Genomic DNA, 22,823 nt, shown 5'->3' with positions numbered 1-22,823 from the left:
TCCCAATATTAAAATTAATTAACTAAATTGTTTATCTCGATTATGTGGTGTTTTCCAATTACTAACATCAGGCCCTAACGGCAAAATATCATAAGGATTATGGGCGTTATTACTCAAAAAATAACCTTTTTTAATCGCCTCAAAATCAGTCGTATTGCCAAAAGCGGGAATTTGATAGAGATCTCGGGCATAACCCCACAAATTAGGATAATCGATAATTCGATTTCGATTAGTGTTGAATGCAGCGTAATAGGCAACATCAAACCTAGCCAAAGTGACATATAAACGGATATCTGAATCAGTGATATTATCACCAAAAAGATAACGAGATTTGCTTAATCGTTGTTCTAATTTATCTAACTGGTTAAAAACGAGATGGTAAGCATGCTCATAAGCTGGTTGTGATCGAGCAAAGCCTGCTTTATAAACGCCATTGTTAACTTCATGAAATATCACATCATTCAATTTATCAATTTCAGTACGCAAATGTTCTGGATAGAGATCTGGTGCACCAGCTTTATGAAACGGCTTAAAAACAGTTTCCCAATAATTAGTTAATCTAAAATAATCATTGTTAACAACTTTGCCTGTTTTTACGTCAACTACAGTAGGTACTGTTGCTCGCCCATTATATTCTGGATCGGTTTTAGCATAAAGTTCCGGTAAATAACGAATCCCTAACACCGGATCAACGCCATTGGGATCAAGTGAAAACTCCCAACCATGTGGTGTTCTTATAGGAGAAACCTTACCTACACTAATAACATCCTCTAAACCCAATAACTTGATGGCTATCATTTGGCGATGAGCCCAAGGGCAAATTACAGCCCAAATCAGTCGATAACGACCTGCTTCAACAGGTAACAAGCCAGGTTCATTACCAAAGGGAGTGTCAAATCGGTTAGTTTGACGGACAAAAGCACCATCTTTACTGATTTCATTATTTTCAGTCGTTACTACTTTTCCTATAGACATACGCTTACTCCTATTCTTTGATACTGCAATTTAAATCATCCAACAATTGGATTAATTCAATCTAGCATCAAATATTTAGGCAATAAAATAATCAATAAGCATATTTATATAATCATAAATTATATAACGTAGGATTAATAACCAACTTTGCGAAAAAAATTACTTTCCTAATCTTTTATAAAGCCTTTCAGGACGACCTATTTTGCCATGGTTAAGCTCAACCGTTAATAATTTAGTTTGCACACAATATTCTAAATATCGTCTAGCGGTGGTTTTACTAATATTGGCTTTTTCGACAATTTGATCTACTGTTTGCGGTTCATTTGTTTGCATAAATAGATCTTTAACTTTTTGTAAGGTAATTTCTTCAATACCTTTGGAGTGGCGATTAATATCAACAAAGTCTTTAGTTTGTAGATTAAAAAGTTCATCAATACGTCTTTGATTCACATGTTTTTGCAAACTTTGACGATATAAAAACAGTTCAAAACGTTCAAGTGAATGTTTTAAGCGCTGATAAGATACCGGTTTGATTAAATAATCAAAAGCGCCAAAACGTATCGCTTTACTACAGGTATCCATATCACTCGCAGCAGTAATAAAAATAACATAACAATCTAAATTATTATTAATAATATATTCAAATAATTCAATTCCTTTTCCATCAGGTAGGTAATTATCTAATAAAATTAATGTTGGTTTTAATTTTTCAACCATCACTTTCGCTTCTTCCAAAGTTGCAGCGATTCCAATAACTTCTACTTTGGTGTCTCGTTGAATAAATTCGGCATTTAATTCAGCTAAAATGGGCTCATCTTCAACAATAAGAACTTTAATTGTATCTTCTTTTATTTCATACATACTTTATTCACCTCTGTTAACTACTTTGGTATAAAAACAGAAAAAATCGTTCCATAAGGTTCATTATCTTCAAATGTGATATATCCGTTAGCTTTTTTCACATATGTAGAAACTAAATGTAAACCTATACCATGTTCGTTCGAATTTTGTGAGGTTACCCCCGGTTGGAAAATTGAATTGCGGATTTTATCGTCTATACCACAACCCTGATCACTGACTTCTAAAACAATTTCATCGGTTCTATCACTTAAAAATAGATGGATAGATTTATCACCTTGATTATTTTTTAAACACGCATTAAAGGCATTGTCCAATAAATTACCTAATATCGACATAAATTCGGCTTCAGTTATCTTGGAAGGCAATGCTTCTAAATAGCAGGCGGGATCAAAAAACAATTTTAAGCCAATTTCATGCGACTTAGAATATTTACCAATTAATAAACCACAAATAGCCGGAACCTGAAAATGGCTGGTAATGAAATCTAGATTTTGTTGATTATCAGCAGAATGTAGCGCAATAAATGATTCCGCTTCTTCATATCGTTTCATATAAATTAAACCTGATAACGTTGCCATCCAGTTAAGGTGTTCATGTCTTAAGGCGCGCAAATTATCCACATACTGCGTAACTTGAGTTAATTGCATACTTAATAAATTAATATCATCATAATTTCGGAAGGTGATCACCCATCCTTGAATTTCATCATCAACAATTACGCGAATACGATTAGCAATAACGATAATATTATTGAAATAGCAAATATGGTCATGAACATCTTTAGTCTGATTGGTACTACCATAAAGAAAATCCGTTGATTTAATAAAATTAGATAAATCATGATTAAGCAGACTATTATCATCGATATCAATATTTAACATACGCCTTGCTGATTGGTTGATATTGATAATCTTGTAATCAAGATCAATGGCAATAATACCTTCAAATATTGATTCCATGATTGATTTCTGACTCTTTACCAATAGTGCAATTGCTTGAGGTTCTAAATTAAACATCTGTTTTTTGATAGCTCTAGCAAAGCATAAAGAAAATATAAACAGCGCAAAGAATAAAAATGAACAAAAAATAATGAATGGAATAAATTGTTTTATATGTGACGCATAAATATCATCTACCATATAACCAACCGAAACAATACCAATTACTTTTCCATTGCTAATAATCGGCGCTTTACCTCTTAGGGCTAAACCTAAAGATCCTTGACTTATTGTGGTGCTACTAATACCACTTAACACCTCCTGATTGTCATCACCAACCATGGGTAAATATATTGAATTATTAGCCGTATGAAATAACCGATAAGCTTTAGCATCACCTATAACAATATAACTCGCATCACTTTGTTCAAAAATATCTGAAACAAGTTTAGCGATTTGTTCAGTATCTTTATCTTCTACATATTTTATTAAGCTAGGAATCACAGCTAACTCTTTCGCCTGAATTTGAGCTTTTTCGCCTAAACTACGATATAAGGCATTTTCTGTCACATTCCATATGTAGCTTTGCAGCAATGCTAAAACCACCAATGAAAAGATTAAAAGAGATAAAAATAATTTTGTCGTAAATGACAGATGTATTCGTTTTCGCATTTTTATACTTAATAAATAATTGCTGTATCTGCTGAGGAGTGTAACACAGCATAAAAAAACTTAGAGCCTTTAAAACCATAAAAACCACACTTAATTTATGATTTATATCACAAAATTGATATTAATATTTTGTCACCATATGCGCCATTAAAACAAAGCAAATTTATTTTGGAGATAAAAAAAATATGGTGGATTTCAATTCAGTTGAAAAAACGCACAACAACAATGAAAAACATGAGATAAAACACGAAGATCAAACGAAAAAGTTTTGGCCATACGGATGGTGGAAACTTATGGATGATTATAAAATCGGTGTAATTCCTTTACCATTATTTATTATCGCGGGTATTCTTATCTTTGCTGAAGTATTAGTAACAGGTAAATTACCAAGTGAAATAGTTGTTATGGTAGTCACATGTGCTTTCTTTGGTTTTCTTTGTGGTGAAATAGGTAAACGTTTACCAATTGTTGGAAAAATGGGGGCAGCAGCAATTTGTGCAACCTTTATTCCATCAGCTCTAGTCTATTATGGCATTCTGCCTACTCCTGTGGTACAAGCAACAACCAAATTCTATAAAGATACTCACATTTTATATCTTTATATCTGCTGTATCATCGTTGGTAGTATTATGAACATGGATAAGAAAACGCTTATTCAAGGTTTCTTAAAAATCTTCGGACCAATGGTATGTGGTGAAATTGTTGGTATGCTAGTTGGTGTTGGTGTGGGTTATTTATTAGGCTTATCACCATTTGAAACATTCTTCTTCTTAGTATTACCGATCATGGCTGGTGGTGTTGGTGAAGGCGCAATTCCATTATCAATCGGATACGCATCTATTTTAGGTATGGAACAAGGTGAAGCACTAGGTCGAGTATTACCAATTGTTATGTTAGGTGGTTTAACCGGTATTATTTGTGGTGGTATCCTTAACCGTATTGGTAAAGCTTATCCTCATTTAACTGGTAATGGTCGCTTGTTACCAGCATCAGAAGATGACCAAATTATCAACAAAACGGCTAAAACAGAGTCGGTTATTGATGTGACAACTTTTGCATCTGGTGTATTATTAGCCGCTATCCTTTATATGGTCGGTATGATTGGCCACAAAGTAACCGGTATTCCAGCACCTGTAGGGATGCTATTTGCCGCAGTATTTGTTAAACTAGTATCAGGTGTTTCACCAAAAGTACTAAGTGGTTCGCAAGTAGTTTACAAGTTCTTCCAAACATCTGTAACCTATCCTATTTTATTCGCTGTGGGCGTGGCAATCACACCGTGGGATAAAATCGTTGCAGCTTTCACCGTAATCAACCTAATAGTTATTGTTTGTACAGTAGTGAGTTTAGTCACAACTGGTTTCTTTGTTGCTAAAAAACTAGGTATGTATCCAGTTGATGCGGCAGTTATCTCTTGCTGTCAAAGTGGTCAAGGTGGAACTGGTGACGTTGCAATCCTGACTGCAGCAGAACGTATGGAGTTGATGCCATTTGCCCAAATTGCTACTCGTATTGGTGGTGCAATTAACGTATCAGTATCCTTACTCATTCTAGGCAATTTTTTAGTATAGTTTTTTTCAAGAGCAACCTTAGTTATTACTAGGGTTGTTCTATTTTCTTATGTAGTTTCAATAAACAGCTTTTAAGGAGTATTCATGAAGCTTGTCAGTTACCTTGTTTCTGGTCGACCAAGTTTTGGTTTATATACTGATCATGGCATCGTAGATTTAGGCCAAAAACTAGGCGATAAATATCAAGATCTAAAATCTCTTCTTTCTGATAAAGATGGATTAGTTAACGCAAAAAACTTTTTAGACTCACCTAGTGATATCGATGAACAAGCAATAACTTATTTACCGGTAATTCCAAATCCAAACAAAATTTTGTGTGTAGGAATGAATTATGCGGAAAAACGAGCAGAATTTAATGAAACTAGTTCTGCCCCAACTTTATTTGTTCGTTTTCCTGATTCTCAAACAGGACATAAGACAAATATCGTTAAACCAACTATCAGCGATGAACTGGATTATGAAGGCGAATTAGCCATTATTATTGGTAAAGAGGCCTTCCGCATAAAATCAGAAGAAGCCTTATCTTATGTCGCAGGCTATAGCTGTTATATGGATGGTTCGATTCGTGACTGGCAATATACTTGGTACACAGCTGGTAAAAATTGGCCAAATACCGGGGCTTTTGGACCATGTTTAACAACTACAGATGAAATACCCGATCCTAAAGCGCTATCAATAGCAACTTATCTGAATGGAAAAGAGATGCAACATGATAGCATCAAGAATTTAGTACATACTGTACCTGATTTAATCTCGTATATTAGTACATTTACTAAATTATCACCGGGTGACGTTATTCTTACTGGATCACCAGGCGGGGTTGGAAAAAAACGAAATCCTCCAATATTTATGCACGATGGTGATACCATTGAAGTTGAAATTACCAATATTGGTCGTCTAACTAACTTTATCGTTGAAGAAAAAAGGTAGTTATATGTACGATTTAGTTGATTACAGTGTTGTTGATATATCTAAATCTGAACAAGATTATCAAGCAATTAAGCAATTACTATTGCAATCTGACCTCGATTTAGATCCACAAGTAACAACTTTCATTGTTGCAAAACTGAATAATAATTGTATCGCTTGTGCCGGTCTTGATCACAATATTATTAAGTGTGTAGCCATTGATCCTGATTATCGCGGCAACCAACTAAATCTAACTTTAATCGACTATACGATGAAATATGCCAATGACAACGGCTATTTTCATCTATTTTTATATACTAAACCTGAAAATACCGCTTTTTTTAAAGCATGCGGTTTTTATCCTATTGTTGAAATTTCTGATTTAGTCGTATTGATGGAAAACACACCGGTTGGGATTAAACAATATTGTAAACAATTATCGCAATACCAAAAGTCTGGTAACAAAATTGGCTGTATTGTGATGAATGCCAATCCTTTTACTAAAGGTCATCAATATCTTATTGAATTTGCAGCCAATCAATGTGATTGGGTACATGTATTTGTGGTTAATGAAGATGTATCACTGTTTCCGTTTCAGGTACGTTTACAGTTAGTAAAAGATGGCACAAAAGATATTAAAAATGTTACGGTTCATGCCAGTTCGTCATACATTATTTCTAAAGCAACTTTCCCTACTTATTTTTTAAAAGATAAAAGCAAAATTGACTATGCTTATATGGGAATCGATCTGTTAATCTTCCGTAACTTCATTGCTCCAGCATTAAATATCACTCACCGTTTTGTTGGTACTGAGCCACATAGTGAAGTAACTAATGCTTATAACCAAGCAATGAAATATTGGTTAGAAGATGACAAAGTTAGTTTGTCATCCAAGATTACTGTCATTGAGGTTGCTCGAAAACTCGAGGAATCAAACATTATATCAGCATCATTAGTGCGAAATTCACTGGCATTAAAAAATTATGAACAGGTTAAGAAATTAGTTCCTTCAACAACTTGGAATTATATTTCAGCTAATTTGGATAAATTAAATATTTAATTCTTTTCAAAAGGTAAAAACATGAAAATACAAAAAGAAGCCATGGCAGGAACTCTCGAATCCAGCGATTTGTTAGTTAAAGTCGTGCCAAATACTGGCATCGAAATTGTTATTAATAGTGATGTAAATAAACAATTTGGCGATCAAATTCGCGCTGTGGTTAATAACACATTAAATGAACTTAACTTAACTGATGGTTTAATCATTATTGACGATAAAGGTGCTTTAGATTGTGCAATAAAAGCACGGGTACAATGTGCTGTGTTACGCGGTGCAGAAGAAACTGAATTAGATTGGAGTAAATTACTATGAAAAAATTACGTCGCAGTATGCTGTTTCTTCCAGGTGCAAATGCAGCAATGTTATCTACATCTTTTGTCTATAAACCAGACTCAATTATGTTTGATCTTGAAGATGCTGTGTCTATCAAAGAAAAAGATTCAGCACGTCTACTCGTCGCGCAAACATTAAAATTACCTGTTTATAAAGAACATGGCATTGAAACTGTAGTTAGAATTAATGCATTAAATACACCATTTGGTCTTAAAGACTTAGAAGCCGTTGTGCGAGCTGGTGTTGATGTTGTTCGCTTACCAATGACCAATAGTGCTGAAGATATTCATGAACTTGAAGCGCATGTTGAACGAATTGAAAAAGAGTGTGGCCGAGAAGTGGGTAGCACTAAATTAATGGCTGCTATTGAATCAGCTCAAGCAGTAGTTAATGCAGTATCCATTGCCAAATCATCGCCACGTTTAATTGGTATCGCTCTTGCAGCATTTGATTATCTAGTAGATATGCAAACAGAACGCGGGGATGGTACTGAACTATTTTATGCACGCTGTGCTGTTTTACATGCTGCTCGTGTAGCCGGTATTGATGCTTTTGATGTTGTTTATTCAAATGTTAATGATGATGAAGGCTTTTTAAAAGAAGTCAGCCTAATTAAAAAATTAGGATACAACGGTAAATCATTGATTAATCCACGACAAATTGAGCTATTACATAATGCTTATGCACCTACTGCTAGTGAAGTAGAAAATGCTAAAAAAGTCGTTGAAGCCGCTGAAGAAGGTGAAAGAAAAGGGCTTGGAGTTGTTTCTTTAAATGGCAAAATGATTGATGCACCAATTATTGCTCGTGCGCAAAAAATCATTGAACTAGCTAAATACTCCGGTGTACGTAAAGAAATTTGATAGGATTGAAACATGACAACTTCTATAAACCAAAAAATTGCTGATTTATTAAAACAGCATCCTGATCTTAAAAATATCACACCATTTATTGATGCTAATGCAACCACACCTTATCTAAAAGATGAGTCTAAATATACCCGTAAATTGTGTGAGTCAATTGAGCAAGCAATAGAAAAGTGTGAACTTCGTGATGGAATGACTATCTCTTTTCACCACGCATTTCGTGAAGGCGATAAAGTTATCAACAAAGTTGTTGAAACCATTAGTAAATTAGGTATTAAGAACCTTACATTAGCTTCAAGCTCATTATTAAGCTGTAACGCAGCATTGATTCCTCACATTGAGTCTGGTGTAATTACTAAAATCTATACCTCAGGATTACGAGGAAAATTAGCTGATGCGATTTCACACGGCCTGATGGAAAATCCGGTACATATCCATTCTCACGGTGGTCGAGTCAAATTAATCCAAAGCGGAGAAATTAATATTGATATCGCATTCTTAGCTGTATCAACTGCTGACGAACAAGGTAATGCTAATGGCGTATCAGGTAAATCACAATGTGGCGCCCTTGGTTATGCTATGGTTGATGCTCAATTTGCTAAGAAAGTGGTTTTACTTACTGAAGATATTGTTGGTTATCCTAACCATCCAGCAAGTATCCGCCAAGATCAAGTTGACTATATTGTTAAAGTTGACGAAGTTGGTGATCCAACTAAAATTAGCGTTGGTGCAGCACGTATTACCAGTAACCCTAGAGAATTAATGATTGCACGCTATGCCGCTGATGTTATCGAAAATTCAGGTTATTTTAAAGATGGATTCTCAATTCAGACTGGTTCTGGCGCATCATCAACTGCAGCGACACGCTTTCTAGAAAATCGGATGCGAGCGAAAAATATCACAGCATCATTTGCTCTAGGTGGTATCACAGCCAGTATCGTCGATCTTCATGAAAAAGGCTTAGTAAAACGTTTACTTGATACACAAAGTTTTGATGGAGCTGCAGGACAATCTTTAGGTAAGAATAAAGATCATATTGAAGTTTCAACCAACGTTTACGCTAATCCTGCCTCAAAAGGAGCAAGTGTTGATGAATTAGATATTGTCATTCTTAGCGCACTCGAAGTAGATTTAGATTTCAACGTTAATGTACTAACAGGATCTGATGGTGTTATGCGTGGTGCATCCGGTGGTCACTGTGATACAGCCGCTGGAGCAAATCTAACTATTATCGTTGCGCCACTAATTCGTAGCCGAATTCCAACGGTAATAAGAAAAGTAACGACAATTGTCACACCAGGAGAAAGTGTAGATGTGTTAGTCACTGACCATGGTATAGCGGTAAATCCTGCTCGTCCTGAAATCGCAGAACGATTAAAAGCGGCTAATTTACCCGTAATGACTATTGAAGAACTTTATCAACGTGCTATTGCATTAACAGGTGAACCAAAACCAATTGAATTTAACGATAAAATTGTTGGGATTGTTCACTTCCGTGATGGCTCAATTATTGATGTTGTTCGTCAAGTCAAAGACTAATTAACTTTGTAATAGTAATAGCATAACAAAATTCTTAGTTATGCTATTACTCAACATCATTATGAATAATCCAACATTAAGATTCGACGATGGTATTAACATAACGCTTGAGCAAATGTTAATAGCCAAAGAAAACCGTGTAAACAATCAGCAACAAGTTTTTGAGCAATACCCTTATCCGCTAATATCATTAAGTTTAGTAATACCTGGACCAATCAAGAAAAGTAGTGGCACTGTATTCTTATTTAATGAAGCTGTACAAGCTATCCATCAGATGTTAAACCAACATAATATTTCTATTATCCATGAAAAATTTTATGAAAGCATAACTGGTGATGAAGCATTATTATCAATTGATTATAACGTTGATATGCTTAAACAACTGTGTATAAAAATTGAGGAGAGGCATTTTTTAGGACGATTATGGGATATTGATGTCATTGATCCTATTACACAAAAAAGTATTTCTCGGTCTAAATTCGAGCATCATTCTCGACAATGTTTAGTTTGCCATGATAATGCTAAAATTTGTGGTCGTAGTAAAAGGCATTCCATTAAAGAAATCCTCAGTGCCATTGCCAATAAAGTCAATGATTATCGAAATAATTAAACGAGCTTAAATATATAGCTATCTATATTAATAGAGTCGAAAAATAAACTATTTTCCAACTCTATTGATAAATTGATGACGGTTAAATATTGGCTAACGCTTGCTCTAAATCACCAATCAGATCATCGATATCCTCGAGACCCACAGAAATACGTAATAATTGATCGGATATACCCGCTGTTTTACGTGCTTCAGCACTAATTCCTGAATGGGTCATTGTAGCTGGATGACATATTAAACTTTCTACGCCACCAAGTGATTGCGCTAAGGTAAAAATATTCAGCGCATCTAGGAATTTAGGCATATCATCGGCAGCACAAGCTAATTCAAAACTCAACAGTGAACCAAAGCCTTTTTGTTGTTTTTTGGCAATGTCATGACCTAAATTTGTTGGTAACGAAGGATGAAAAACTTTAGCAATTTTAGGATGATTAACTAAAAATTCAACGACTTTTTCTGCATTTTCTTGTTGTAATCTAACTCTTGCAGTGAGGGTTCTTAAACCACGTAATAATAAATAACTATCAAATGATGAAGTTGATGTTCCGATATTATTTGCCCACCACAATACATCTGTAGCTAATTGTTGATCTTTAAATACTAATATTCCGGCTAATAGATCTGAGTGCCCATTTAAAAATTTAGTACAAGAGTGACTAACAATATCAGCCCCTAATTCCAGTGGTTTTTGCAAAATTGGTGTCATAAAGGTATTATCAACCAGAACTAACGCTCCAACCTCATGCGCCTGACGTGCAATATCAGCAATATCAACGACTCTTAATAATGGATTACTTGGCGATTCAATCAATACTAATTTAGGTTTTAAATTCAGCGCTTCTTTTAAAGCGATAGGATCGGATTGGTCTACAAATTTGGTTTTAAAATAACCTTTTTGACTCAAACTATTAAATAATCGATAACTACCGCCATAACAATCATGAGGAGCAACAACGGTATCATCTGGACTTAGTAACGCAACACTAATCAAATGAATAGCTGACATACCACAATTGGTTAAAATGGCATCTGCACCACCTTCTAATTTCGCTACCGTTTCCTCAACTAATCGTCTACTTGGATTAGATTTGCGACCATAATCAAATTTCCTTGGTGTTGCAAATGATTGATAGCGATAACACGTTGAAGGCGTAATAACAGGAACTACGCTACCAAATTGATCATCTGTATTTAATCCACCACGAACAGCAATAGTATCTTGGCTAAGACTTTTAGATTTATGAGCCATAATAACCTTCCTACAAACCATTTTATTTATTTTTAGATTTTGTTGTATAAGAATAACACAATAACAAAAGACGTCAACATGTCTAGACGTCTAACTATCTTGGTGTATAGATTGCAGCTAAGCAAAAAAAACGCTAAAATTATCCACATTATTTGTGATGTAATTGATTTGGTGAATAAATGATGGAATGGAACGGCGATTATATTAGCCCTTATGCTGAGCATGGTAAAAAAAGCGAACAAGTAAAAAAAATTACAGTCTCAATTCCGTTAAAAGTATTAAAAATATTAACTGATGAGCGAACTAGACGACAAGTCAATAATTTACGTCATGCAACGAATAGTGAACTTTTATGTGAAGCTTTTCTACACGCTTATACTGGTCAACCATTGCCTTGTGATGAAGATTTACAGAAAGATCATGATGATGGCATTCCATTACAAGCACAGAAAATGATGCGAGCTTTAGGTATAGATCCTGATTTAATTGATGAATGATTGAATAATAGATACAAAAAAGGCGCTTAAAGCGCCTTTTTACAACGTAAAAATTAGTAAAACTATTTTTTACCACCAACCATTGCAAAACGTTGTTTAAATTTATCAACACGTCCGCCAGTTGCTACATCACGTTGTTTACCTGTATAGAACGGGTGACATTCACCACATACGTCAAGATGAATATCATGACCAACAGTTGAATGAGTTTCAATTTTGTTACCACAAGAACAAGTAGCTGTAATTGCAGTGTATTCTGGATGGATACCTTCTTTCATAATAAACCTCTAAAGTTTGTTCGTATCGCTATATAAATGGCTTAATCGCAAAATCTATACACCATACGAGTGTTAAATAACATGATAAGGGTGCGAATTATACGTCCTATATCAAAGATAATCAAGTAATAAAAGGCCAATCTAAACCGGCAATTGACCAATAGTGATTTGCAACTGAATCTTTTCACCATTGCGTAAGACAATTATGGGGACGATTGTTCCCGGTTTCAACTCAGCAATTTGATCCATGGTTTCAACAATCGATTTTACTGGCTTATTATCAACCATTATTAAAATATCATTAGCTTGTACACCAGCCTGCAAAGAAGGCCCTTCAGCATTAGTGACTAAAATACCTAACACTTTCGGCAGATCACTTGTATTTTGTGTTGGTGCAAATTCTAAACCATCAATGCCAATATAGCCTCGAATCACTTTGCCATCTTGAATTAATTTATTCATTATTTTAACAGCTAATGCAGTTGGAATGGCAAAACCAATACCTTCCGGCACATCATTACCTAGATTTTTGGCAAATGTCAGAGTGTTAATACCCATCAATTCACCTTTAGTGTTAACTAAAGCACCTCCAGAATTACCATGATTGATGGAAGCATCAGTTTGGATAAAATTTTGTCGACGATATGGACTGAGTCCATCACGACCAGTAGCACTAATGATACCTTGAGTAATAGTTTGCCCGATGTTATAAGGGTTGCCAATGGCTAAGACGACATCACCAATTTTCGGATCGCGGGAAGAATTAATCGGTATTCTTGGAAGATTAGATGCTTCGATTTTTAATACAGCAATATCAACTAATTTATCGGAACCAACAGGTAATGCAGCAAAAATCCGCCCATCTTGCAAAGCAACAATAATTTGTTCTGCTCCATCAACAACATGATAATTGGTAACGATATAACCAAGCTCACTCATAATAACACCAGAACCCAACGGTGTTATTGGACTATCTTGTGATTGTTTAGGTACAGAATTAATTGAGCGACTATAAATATTTACCACGGCTGGTGCGGCTATCTTTACTGCATTTGAATAACTCATAGGTTCATCATTAAAAATAGATCTTGAAAAATCAGATTGCGTTCCATTTCTTAAAGAAGGAAAAATAATGAGTAACACTATCGCTAAAACAGCACCAATTAATATTGGCCATAGAATTTTTTTAAGCATAATGGTCACTAGTAGGATGAGAATGATTAATAGGATTCTATCATATATAACGAAGGGTTAAAAAGGCGTTTTCGTCGATGCTAAGCACCGACGATATCTAGCTAAATAATTAACGTAAAATGAGATAAAGACGACTATCGCCTCTAACAATATTTAAAGCAATAGCAGAAGGATTGCTATCAATAATTGTACGTAAATCAGAAATACTATTCACTCTCGCTTTATTTACACCAGTGATTAAATCACCTTCTTGTAAACTTAATCGAGATGCAGGTGAATTTTTAGCAATACTTTCAATCAGCACACCTTTTTGGCCTTTTACCTCACCATTAGCTAAAGTTGCACCATCTAGAGCTGGATGAAGAGATTTTGCTTGAGTAGTTGATTCATCGCTGTTTTTTAATTTCACCTCAACAGAAATTTCTTTTCCATCTCGAATAATACCTAACTTAACAGTACGGCCAGCGCCCGTTGTGGCAATTTTAGCGCGTAACTCAGCAAAGCTCTCAACGGGTTTGCCATCCATTGAGATGATTATATCACCTGATTTTATACCAGCTTCTTGGGCTGCTGAATCAGCAATAACTTCACTAACAAAGGCGCCTTTCTGCACTTCAAGATCAAAAGCTTTCGCGATATCGGAAGTTAATTCGTTACCTTTGATACCTAAAACCCCTCGTTTGACTTCACCATATTCAATAAGTTGAGAAGTTAAACTTTTAACCATATTGCTCGGTATCGCAAAACCAATACCTACATTACCACCACTTGGCGCAATAATAGCAGTGTTAATGCCAACGAGTTCACCATTCAAATTAACTAAAGCGCCACCAGAATTACCTTGGTTAATGGAAGCATCAGTTTGGATAAAGTTCTCAAATCCATTCATGTTTAGCCCACTACGAGCTAGTGCTGAAATAATACCTGATGTTACTGTTTGACCAATTCCAAATGGATTACCAATCGCAACAACATAATCACCTACTCTAGTTTTATCTGAATCAGCAATTTTAATTGCAGTTAATCTGCTAGCATCATCAACTTTTAACAATGCAATATCACTTTGTGGATCCCTACCGATTAATTTAGCTTGATATTCATGACCGTCATTTAACGAAACAGTAATTTTATCTGCATTATCAATAACATGATTATTAGTAACAATATACCCTTTTTCGGCATCAATAATTACACCAGAGCCTAATCCCGAAAATGATCTAGACTGACTATCAGGATAACCAAAAAAGCGTCTAAACTCTTCTGGCATATTACTTTGCATTTTTGCTGTGCCTTCAACTTTTATACTTACAACCGAAGGTAATACTGTTTCTAACATTGGTGCCAATGTAGGCTGTTGCGGTTGTGAATTATTATCTGTAGGAATAAATGGAAAAGCAGCATAAGCATTCGGTAATGTAGCTAAACTTAAACCTAAACTTAAGGCAATAATACTTAATAAATTTTTTGGTTTACATAAAGAATGACTCATTATAAAACTCTCTTATTTAACGGATTTAATATTTACAATATAAATCTGATTAATATTATCTTATCAAAAAGTATTTAAAATTAATCATGGTTTAATATCTTCACTTTTGAATAATCCAGATGGGTTATCTGAATAATCTTTGGGCTGTTTTTCAAGCGTTAATTCTTGTTTAACGCTGATGTCATTATTTGACTCTAAATCAATAATAGGCATATTCTCGTTATTTACAAATTGACCTGAACTTTCAGCTATGTGTTGATATAATCGACGAAATTCTTTAGCCATATTATCTAAAATCTCAGCACTATGTGAAAAATGCTTAACCATCATTTGTTTCTGTGAAGCTAACTCTTCTTGAGCTTGCTCTAATTCGCGTTGAGCTTTGATATATTTACGCCCTTTTGGCGAAATAAAATTCATGAAAATCATGCCTAAAATAAATCCAATTACTAGGCCAATGATGATATAAGTCATCATGTTATTATCCATATTTCACTCCTTATAGCTTTTAATTATATAACTTAAACATATTATTTGGTTTATTTTGCATGGTTCGCAAGTTTAATCAATTGTTTTTTCAATTTATCTGGTGCTTGTTCTGCAACTGCATTTAAATATATTGCTGTTTGCTTACTAATCACATTACTAATTTTAACATTCTTGGCTGACAAAATTACTGATTGCGAATAATTAGTTGCTATAGTCGGATTAATTTTATATTGGATAGAAGATAAAGATGGTAAAATTTTTTGGCGTATCCCAGATAATAAGTTACCTTGTTCGTACTTCAGTCTTGTTAACCAACTGGCCGAACTGACTTCAAGAATAAGCACACCTTGACGATAATTAGCAACCCGATATTGCTGATTTAATGGCGTTGGAAGTAATTCATCAATAACTTTGGTCAATTGACTTAAAGCGACAGCTCTTTCCTTTAATTTTGATAATAATGCCCCTTGTGACAACAAAGAGGTCAACACTTTTGGTTCATTATCACGCATAATTCAGGCTATCCTTACTTCTTGCTAAAATTAATAGCAACTAACTCAACCATAAACATTTTTATGCCAAATAATTTACCTTATCTAATTAAAAATGTCCTGTAAAAAAATAATATTTACAGTTTTTTTGTATTATCAGAAAACAATTGAAAGACTAAACCAAATAATTGAACTCGCTCGAATAATAAATAGGTAGAATCAAAAATTTTGATTCTACCTATTCTAGTTTACTGATTAATTATCCAATTAATAATTAATCATAAACTTTATTTTCTCGAATAAATATCCAAAGCACAATTGCTCCAATTACATCAAAGAAAGCTAACGCAATAAAGAATGGACCAAAACCAATTATGCCAACAAATGCACCGATGAAAAGGTTAAATATTAACTGTCCTGTCCAAGCACAAGCGCCTGCCATTCCAACTGCTGTAGCAACTTGATTTTTCTTAAATAAATCGCCACCTAAAGTTGATGCAACAGTAGATAATAATTGATGAGAGAAACCACCAAGACTAATTAAGAATACAGCTAAGTATGGGTTTTCAACAATACTAACAAAACCAATTGTCATCATTAATACTGCACCGATCGTAAAGGTAATCAATCTCGAATTGATTAATGATATTCCACGATCATTAAAGAACTTCGCTACAAAACCACTAGCTAAACAGCCGAGATCAGCCATCAAAAATGGTAACCAAACAAACATGGCAATTTCTTTTAAACTAAAATGCAATGTTTCAACAAAGAAGATTGGTACCCAAAAATTGATTGTTCCCCACGCTGGATCAGCAAGAAAACGAGCAATACCAATACCCCAAAAATTACGCTGAGTAAGGATTGTTTTAAGGGATGCTTTTTCCTGTTTGTTATCGCTGTCTAAATATTTCTCTTGTCCAGCTTCAATATACTCTCTTTCTTCTGCAGATAGTCTTTTTGAATCTTTAGGATCACGATAGAAAATAAACCATGCTAGAGCAGCAATTAATGCTAATGATCCTGAAACAACAAAAGCAAATCCCCAACCTTGGAATAAAATACACCAAGCAATCAAAGGTGGAGCAAGCATCGCACCAAATGAGGTCCCCATATTAAACACCCCTGACGCGATTCCTCTTTCTTTTGCTGGAAACCATATGGATGCGGTTTTTATTCCTGCAGGAATAGCTGATGCTTCACTAAAGCCCATTACTCCACGCATGAAAGCTAAACCTTGCCATGTACCAGTTAATGCATGGCCCATAGTTGCTAGTCCCCAAATTACTGCGCAGATAGCAAATCCAAGTCTTAGACCAATTGTATCAATAAAAAAGCCCATAATAGGTTGACCAATAGTATAGGCCAACTGGAATGCACTCACTATCCAAGAATATTGCTCTTTAGTAATACCAGTGGTTTCTAAAATTGTCGGTGCAGCAACACCTAATGCAGTTCGATCTAGATAATTGATAATAGTAATACCACAAACAAGTAAAATCATGCACCATCTAAACTTTGGTATTTTTCTCATTTTATTTCCTTCATCCTATTTAATGTTAATTTGAATTATTGCTATTTAGAAAAATAATGACTTGCATTGTTAAAACAAATATTTCTAATCATATTGCCAACTAAATCAAAATCAGCAGGAATTTCGCCATTTTCCATCCAATGTCCCACCATATTGCAAAGGATTCGCCTAAAATATTCATGTCTGGTAAAGGATAAGAAACTACGAGAATCAGTTAACATACCAACAAATTGACTTAATAATCCCATTTGAGAAAGTTGCATAATTTGGCGTTCCATGCCATCTTTCTGGTCATTGAACCACCAACCAGATCCAAATTGAATTTTTCCTGCAATGCCTGAACCTTGAAAGTTACCAGCCATAGTAGCTAACACTTCATTGTCACGAGGGTTTAGGCAATATAAAATAGTTTTCGGTAATTCGTCAGTTAAGTCTAAAATACCTAATAATGAAGAGAGTGGTTCGGCAATTGGTCTATCGCCAATCGAATCAAATCCAGCATCAGGGCCAAGTAATTTAAACATTCTTTGATTATTATTACGTAGCGCACCTAAGTGTAATTGCATTACCCAATTGCGTTTATGATATTGCTTACCTAACCAAACCAATACCGCGGTACTAAATTGAGCAATTTCTAATTCAGAAAGGGATTGATTAGCAAGGCGTTTTGTTATTATTTGATCAAGCTGTTTTCCGGTAGGAATGTCGGCATAACGTAAAATTTCTATACCGTGATCTGATGCTTCACAGCCATGCTGTTCAAAATGATCTAGGCGTTTGGTTAATGCACAAAGTAGTTTGTCAAAATTATCAATTTCAATATCCGTAACTTTGCCTAATTCAGTAATGTACTCAACAAAACCAGCCAATTCTATTTTGAAGACTTTATCTGGCCTCCAGCTAGGCCTTACTTTAGTCTGAAATGAGGTATCTAATGCAATTTGTTTATGATATTCAAGTGAATCGATGGGATCATCAGTTGTACCAACGGCTTTAACATTCATTTGAGTTAAAATCCCGCGAGTAGAAAACTCAGCTGTTGCTAATTTAGCATTAGCTTCAGCCCATATTTGATCAGCTGTTTTTTCATTAAGAATAATATTTTTTATACCAAATGGTCTCTTTAACTCTAAATGGGTCCAATGATAAATAGGGTTTCCTAGTGTTAAAGGAACAACTTTTGCCCATGTAAGATATTTTTCATAATCAGATGCGGTACCAGTTATAAATTTTTCATCGACACCAGCAGTTCGCAATACTCGCCATTTATAATGGTCACCAGCTAACCAAATTTCAGTTAAATTACCGAAATTTTTATTCTCAGCGATATCTTTTGGTGGTAAATGACAATGATAATCATATATAGGTTGATCTTTAGCATAATCAAAATAAAGCTTTTGTGCTGCATCAGTTTGTAACAAAAAGTTATCATCTAAAAATTTTTTCATACTCTAAAGCCCAATTTAAAAAAATAAATCCTGAATAGTTTGTTTTGCACCATTCTCCATTAAACAAAGATAATGTTGAGTTACTTTATCTTTAAATAATGAATTATTTGGTAGATCAGATCCAAAAACAGCGTCTAAAGTTAATAAAGCATTGACTCGCCCAATACCATCATCACTGGCGGTTACTAGTTTTTTTAACTCATCCACCATTGGGTCACGAAGATCGATTATTTGTTTATGATCATCAATACCACCAACATAACGCATCCAGCCAGCCACACCTAAAGCAAGTAAAGAAAAATCAGAATTATGTTTGATATGCCAACGAATTGAATCAAGTAAACGTTGTGGTAGTTTTTGCGTTCCATCCATGGCTATTTGCCATGTTCGATGTTTTAGTGATGGATTACTAAATCTTTCAATCAATTTTTCAGCATATTGCTGTAAATTAACCTGTGGTGGAACATTTAAAGTTGGAGCTTGTTGTTGTAGCATTAATGATAAAGTTGCCTGTTTATAAGCCTCATCATTCATACAATCATTAATATTCTCATAACCAGCTAAATAACCTAAATATGCTAAGAATGAATGGCTACCATTTAACATTCGAAGTTTCATCTCTTCATATGGGACAACATTATCAACAAATTCAGCGCCAACTTCATTCCAATTAGGTCGAGCAGTAACAAAATTATCTTCAATAACCCATTGAATAAATGGTTCACAAGCTATACCACAAGGATCAAACATACCGCCTAGTACATCTTGAATTTCTGTTAATGTTTCGGCTGTCGCAGCTGGTACAATACGATCAACCATGGTACAAGGGAAAGTGGTGTTGGTTTCAATCCATTGGGCTAACTCTGGATCACGTGCATTTGCTAAGTCTAGAATCGCTTTTTTTAATACCAAACCATTTTCAGGCATATTATCACATGATAAAGCAGTAAATGATTTTAAACCTCGTTGCATCCGTCTATATAAGGCCTCAACAATCACGCCAGGAGCTGACATAGGTTTAGTTGGCGAACTCAGATCAGATTTAATTAATTGATTATTTAAATCCAAGCCAGCACCACCTGGTAACATACAATAACCTTTTTCGGTTACCGTCAATGAAACAATCTCGATTACCGGATCAGCCATTTTTTCTAAAATAGCTTCAATACCATCTATTGGCGCTAATAATGATTCTTTCACACTGCCAATAATATAGGCTTGTTTAGACGTTGCACCTTTTTCTAAAACCGTATAGAGATGATCTTGTTTTCGAATATCATTAATAAGCTCTTCACCGCCAACAATATTCACCTCACAAATGGCCCAATCACTGTTACCTTTATTTAACAGACGATCAGTAAATAATGCCTGATGAGCTCGATGAAAAGCCCCAAAACCTATATGTACAATCCGCGCTACCATTTTTTCTCGATCATATAAAGGTTTGTGTTCGATTGATTGGGGAGTATTTGATAAATTTAACATGTAACACACCATTATTAACTAGTTGACAGTATTTATTGGTTAGACATATTTTCATTTGTTGATAAAATTTTCACCTTTATTTTTTTATTTTTGTGACGAATATCACATTTTTTGGTTTATATTATGAGTTATTTTGCAAAAAACACTATAATACCGAAGAATATTGGTAAACCAATATAAAAACTGAAACGACTTTCTGTTATTATAGGCTTAGAGGAGTTGTAATAATTAGCGTATAATTATCTACATTAAACTTTAAAGTATTCTAAGGACTATAGATTATGCCAAGGGTCAATCGACTTTATCAAGAAATTGGTAATGAGTTGAAATCATTATTAAAAAGTGGAACTTTTAAAATTGGTGATCGGCTCCCACCAGAAAGAGACATTGCTGAAACTTTTAATGTCAGTAGAACAGTAGTTCGTGAAGCGTTGATTATGCTAGAGCTTGAAAATTTAGTTGCAGTAAAAAAAGGCTCCGGTGTTTATGTAATTGGTTTACCTGATGAAGTCTTATCTGAAAAAGATAGAAAAATTGAAGAAGAAGATTTAGGTCCATTTGAATTATTACAAGCTAGACAATTAATTGAAAGCAATATTGCCGCTTTTGCAGCTTCACAGATTGTCAAAGCAGATATTGTTGAATTAAGAGCAATATTGGAACAAGAACGGAAAATATTAGAACAAGAAGTTCTTGATGACTATAGTGCTGATGAAATGTTTCATATTGCTATAGCACGAGCTACCAAAAATTCTGTACTTGAACGTTTATTGACAGATCTATGGGCTAAACGATCTACAAGTAAAATGTGGGACCAGCTACAAAGTAGAATTACCGATCATAGTTACCGTAAAAAGTGGCTATATGATCATGAAAAAATTCTACAAGCTTTACAGTTAAAAGATGCTATGGCTGCACGCCATGCTATGTGGCAACACTTAGAAAATGTTAAACAAACATTAATGACTGTTTCTGACAGTGAAGATCCAAATTTTGATGGTTATTTATTTGACTCTATTCCGGTCACTATTGTTAACCAATAGCTGAAAATATGCATTGTTAATGGATCTTCATTTAAGAATGACTTATTAAATAAAGAATCATTGAGGAGATTTTAGATGGAACAAACAATGCGTTGGTTTGGACCTGGCGACCCAGTATCATTGGATGATATTAGACAATCCGGAGCAACCGGAATTGTTACAGCATTGCACCATATACCTAATGGTGAAGTATGGACTATTGATGAAATTCAAAAGCGAAAAAAAATAATCGAAGATAAAGGCCTCACTTGGTCAGTTGTCGAAAGTATTCCAGTTCATGAAGAGATAAAAACCCATTCAGGTAACGTTGAACAACATATTGCTAATTATCAACAATCTATTCGTAATTTAGCCGCTTGTGGTATTGATACTGTTTGTTACAATTTTATGCCGGTATTAGACTGGACTCGCACCGATCTTGGTTATCAATTACCAGATGGTTCAAGAGCTCTTCGCTTTGATCAAATTGCCTTTGCAGCATTTGATATCCATATTTTACAACGACCTAATGCCGAAAAAGATTATAGTCAAGAAGATATCCTTTCAGCAAAAACTTACTTTGAACAAATGACACAAGCCGATAAAGATAAACTGGTCGCAAACATTATTGCTGGTTTACCTGGCGCTGAAGAAGGTTATTCACTTGATCAGTTTCGAGCTCATCTTGCAACTTATGATGGTATTGATAAAGCTAAATTACGCGAAAACTATGCTTATTTCTTAAAAGCTATTGTACCTGTTGCAGAAGAAGTTGGAGTTGTATTAACTGTTCATCCAGATGATCCTCCTAGACCGATTTTAGGTCTACCTCGCATTGTTTCAACGATTGAAGATATGCAATGGATAAAAGAGACTGTTGATAGTATCCATAATGGTTTTTGCTTTTGTACTGGCTCTTATGGTGTTCGTAGTGATAATGATTTAGTTACTATGGCTGAAAAATTTGCCGATCGAGTTTATTTTATTCATCTACGTGCAACAGTACGTGAAGATAATCCATTATCTTTCCACGAAGGCGATCACCTAGCTGGAGACGTTGATATGTATGGCGTAATAAAAGTACTTATTGCGGAAGAAGAACGTCGCAAAAAGGCTGGCATAAACCGTTTAATACCCGTTCGTCCTGATCATGGTCACCAGATGCTTGATGATCTTAAAAAGAAAACTAATCCAGGTTATTCGGCAATAGGACGCTTAAGAGGTTTAGCTGAAATCCGGGGGGTTGAATACGCAATTAAACGTGCATTTTTCGAATAAAAAATAATTTTTCTGTATTGAAAGCCCTGATTATG

21 protein-coding genes and 1 pseudogene are annotated in these 22,823 nt (G+C 34.7%); 10 read left to right on the top strand and 12 right to left on the bottom strand.

Annotated features, from left to right (window positions below; translation table 11 throughout):
- Positions 1 to 18: 18 nt before the first annotated feature.
- From AC5LWZ_RS03860 to AC5LWZ_RS03850, 3 genes are all read right to left on the bottom strand, one after another.
- Positions 19 to 975, bottom strand: a complete 957-nt coding sequence (locus AC5LWZ_RS03860; protein ID WP_493463996.1) for a glutathione S-transferase family protein — start codon at positions 973 to 975, stop codon at positions 19 to 21.
- 159 nt (positions 976 to 1,134) lie between these two features.
- Positions 1,135 to 1,836: a response regulator gene (locus tag AC5LWZ_RS03855; RefSeq protein ID WP_173795327.1), complete on the bottom strand. Its 702-nt coding sequence runs from the start codon at positions 1,834 to 1,836 to the stop codon at positions 1,135 to 1,137.
- A 20-nt stretch (positions 1,837 to 1,856) separates the two neighbouring features.
- Positions 1,857 to 3,446: an ATP-binding protein gene (locus AC5LWZ_RS03850; protein WP_110448437.1), complete on the bottom strand. Its 1,590-nt coding sequence runs from the start codon at positions 3,444 to 3,446 to the stop codon at positions 1,857 to 1,859.
- Between the two features lie 281 nt (positions 3,447 to 3,727).
- Between AC5LWZ_RS03850 and AC5LWZ_RS03845 the strand changes: the two are divergent.
- The 7 genes and pseudogenes from AC5LWZ_RS03845 to citX form a co-directional block, all read left to right on the top strand.
- Positions 3,728 to 5,017, top strand: a pseudogene (locus tag AC5LWZ_RS03845) (2-hydroxycarboxylate transporter family protein); the annotation flags it as partial.
- Positions 5,018 to 5,101: 84 nt separating this feature from the next.
- Positions 5,102 to 5,947, top strand: a complete 846-nt coding sequence (locus AC5LWZ_RS03840) for a fumarylacetoacetate hydrolase family protein (protein ID WP_493463995.1) — start codon at positions 5,102 to 5,104, stop codon at positions 5,945 to 5,947.
- A 4-nt stretch (positions 5,948 to 5,951) separates the two neighbouring features.
- Positions 5,952 to 6,986: a [citrate (pro-3S)-lyase] ligase gene (citC, locus tag AC5LWZ_RS03835; RefSeq protein ID WP_493463994.1), complete on the top strand. Its 1,035-nt coding sequence runs from the start codon at positions 5,952 to 5,954 to the stop codon at positions 6,984 to 6,986.
- Between the two features lie 21 nt (positions 6,987 to 7,007).
- Positions 7,008 to 7,298, top strand: coding sequence for a citrate lyase acyl carrier protein (gene citD, locus AC5LWZ_RS03830; protein ID WP_198201266.1), 291 nt, complete (start codon positions 7,008 to 7,010; stop codon positions 7,296 to 7,298).
- On the top strand, positions 7,295 to 8,182 hold the full coding sequence (citE, locus tag AC5LWZ_RS03825; RefSeq protein ID WP_065577565.1) for a citrate (pro-3S)-lyase subunit beta: 888 nt from the start codon (positions 7,295 to 7,297) through the stop codon (positions 8,180 to 8,182). The genes citD and citE overlap by 4 nt, the downstream gene beginning before the upstream one ends.
- A gap of 12 nt (positions 8,183 to 8,194) precedes the next feature.
- Positions 8,195 to 9,724 carry a citrate lyase subunit alpha gene (gene citF / locus AC5LWZ_RS03820; RefSeq protein ID WP_081298768.1) on the top strand — a complete coding sequence of 510 codons (1,530 nt, stop codon included), beginning with the start codon at positions 8,195 to 8,197 and terminating at the stop codon, positions 9,722 to 9,724.
- A 40-nt stretch (positions 9,725 to 9,764) separates the two neighbouring features.
- Positions 9,765 to 10,334 (top strand): citrate lyase holo-[acyl-carrier protein] synthase, encoded by a 570-nt coding sequence (gene citX, locus AC5LWZ_RS03815; RefSeq protein ID WP_198247960.1) that lies wholly within the window; start codon positions 9,765 to 9,767, stop codon positions 10,332 to 10,334.
- A gap of 82 nt (positions 10,335 to 10,416) precedes the next feature.
- Here citX and metB read toward each other — a convergent pair whose 3' ends face one another.
- Positions 10,417 to 11,583: a cystathionine gamma-synthase gene (gene metB / locus AC5LWZ_RS03810; protein WP_493463993.1), complete on the bottom strand. Its 1,167-nt coding sequence runs from the start codon at positions 11,581 to 11,583 to the stop codon at positions 10,417 to 10,419.
- 179 nt (positions 11,584 to 11,762) lie between these two features.
- Between metB and metJ the strand changes: the two genes are divergently transcribed.
- Positions 11,763 to 12,080, top strand: coding sequence for a met regulon transcriptional regulator MetJ (gene metJ, locus AC5LWZ_RS03805; protein ID WP_034904598.1), 318 nt, complete (start codon positions 11,763 to 11,765; stop codon positions 12,078 to 12,080).
- Positions 12,081 to 12,142: 62 nt separating this feature from the next.
- On the opposite strand, the gene rpmE is transcribed toward metJ, so the two are convergent.
- From rpmE to AC5LWZ_RS03765, 8 genes are all read right to left on the bottom strand, one after another.
- Entirely contained in the window at positions 12,143 to 12,358 is a 216-nt protein-coding gene (gene rpmE, locus AC5LWZ_RS03800) for a 50S ribosomal protein L31 (RefSeq protein WP_110448444.1), read from the bottom strand.
- A 141-nt stretch (positions 12,359 to 12,499) separates the two neighbouring features.
- Complete coding sequence (degS, locus tag AC5LWZ_RS03795; RefSeq protein ID WP_110448445.1) at positions 12,500 to 13,552, bottom strand: outer membrane-stress sensor serine endopeptidase DegS; 1,053 nt, start codon at positions 13,550 to 13,552, stop codon at positions 12,500 to 12,502.
- A 109-nt stretch (positions 13,553 to 13,661) separates the two neighbouring features.
- The gene (locus AC5LWZ_RS03790) at positions 13,662 to 15,041 is read right to left on the bottom strand and encodes a Do family serine endopeptidase (RefSeq protein ID WP_198201272.1); all 1,380 of its coding nucleotides are present in this window, start codon (positions 15,039 to 15,041) and stop codon (positions 13,662 to 13,664) included.
- Between the two features lie 84 nt (positions 15,042 to 15,125).
- Positions 15,126 to 15,530 carry a Z-ring associated ZapG family protein gene (locus tag AC5LWZ_RS03785; RefSeq protein WP_110448447.1) on the bottom strand — a complete coding sequence of 135 codons (405 nt, stop codon included), beginning with the start codon at positions 15,528 to 15,530 and terminating at the stop codon, positions 15,126 to 15,128.
- Between the two features lie 50 nt (positions 15,531 to 15,580).
- Complete coding sequence (locus tag AC5LWZ_RS03780; protein WP_110448448.1) at positions 15,581 to 16,042, bottom strand: DUF721 domain-containing protein; 462 nt, start codon at positions 16,040 to 16,042, stop codon at positions 15,581 to 15,583.
- A 253-nt stretch (positions 16,043 to 16,295) separates the two neighbouring features.
- A complete protein-coding gene (locus AC5LWZ_RS03775; RefSeq protein ID WP_493463992.1) occupies positions 16,296 to 17,555 on the bottom strand; it encodes an MFS transporter in 1,260 nt (419 codons plus the stop codon).
- A gap of 41 nt (positions 17,556 to 17,596) precedes the next feature.
- On the bottom strand, positions 17,597 to 19,003 hold the full coding sequence (uxaC, locus tag AC5LWZ_RS03770) for a glucuronate isomerase (protein ID WP_110448450.1): 1,407 nt from the start codon (positions 19,001 to 19,003) through the stop codon (positions 17,597 to 17,599).
- Positions 19,004 to 19,018: 15 nt separating this feature from the next.
- Entirely contained in the window at positions 19,019 to 20,488 is a 1,470-nt protein-coding gene (locus tag AC5LWZ_RS03765; protein ID WP_493463991.1) for a mannitol dehydrogenase family protein, read from the bottom strand.
- A gap of 281 nt (positions 20,489 to 20,769) precedes the next feature.
- On the opposite strand from AC5LWZ_RS03765, the gene AC5LWZ_RS03760 reads away from it, so the two are divergent.
- Positions 20,770 to 21,531, top strand: a complete 762-nt coding sequence (locus tag AC5LWZ_RS03760) for a GntR family transcriptional regulator (RefSeq protein WP_110448452.1) — start codon at positions 20,770 to 20,772, stop codon at positions 21,529 to 21,531.
- Between the two features lie 75 nt (positions 21,532 to 21,606).
- Positions 21,607 to 22,788, top strand: coding sequence for a mannonate dehydratase (gene uxuA, locus AC5LWZ_RS03755; protein ID WP_493463990.1), 1,182 nt, complete (start codon positions 21,607 to 21,609; stop codon positions 22,786 to 22,788).
- Positions 22,789 to 22,823 lie beyond the last annotated feature (35 nt).

The sequence above is a fragment of the Gilliamella sp. LMG 34362 genome (assembly GCF_984569125.1).
This window is presented reverse-complemented; position numbering and strand designations above follow the sequence as displayed.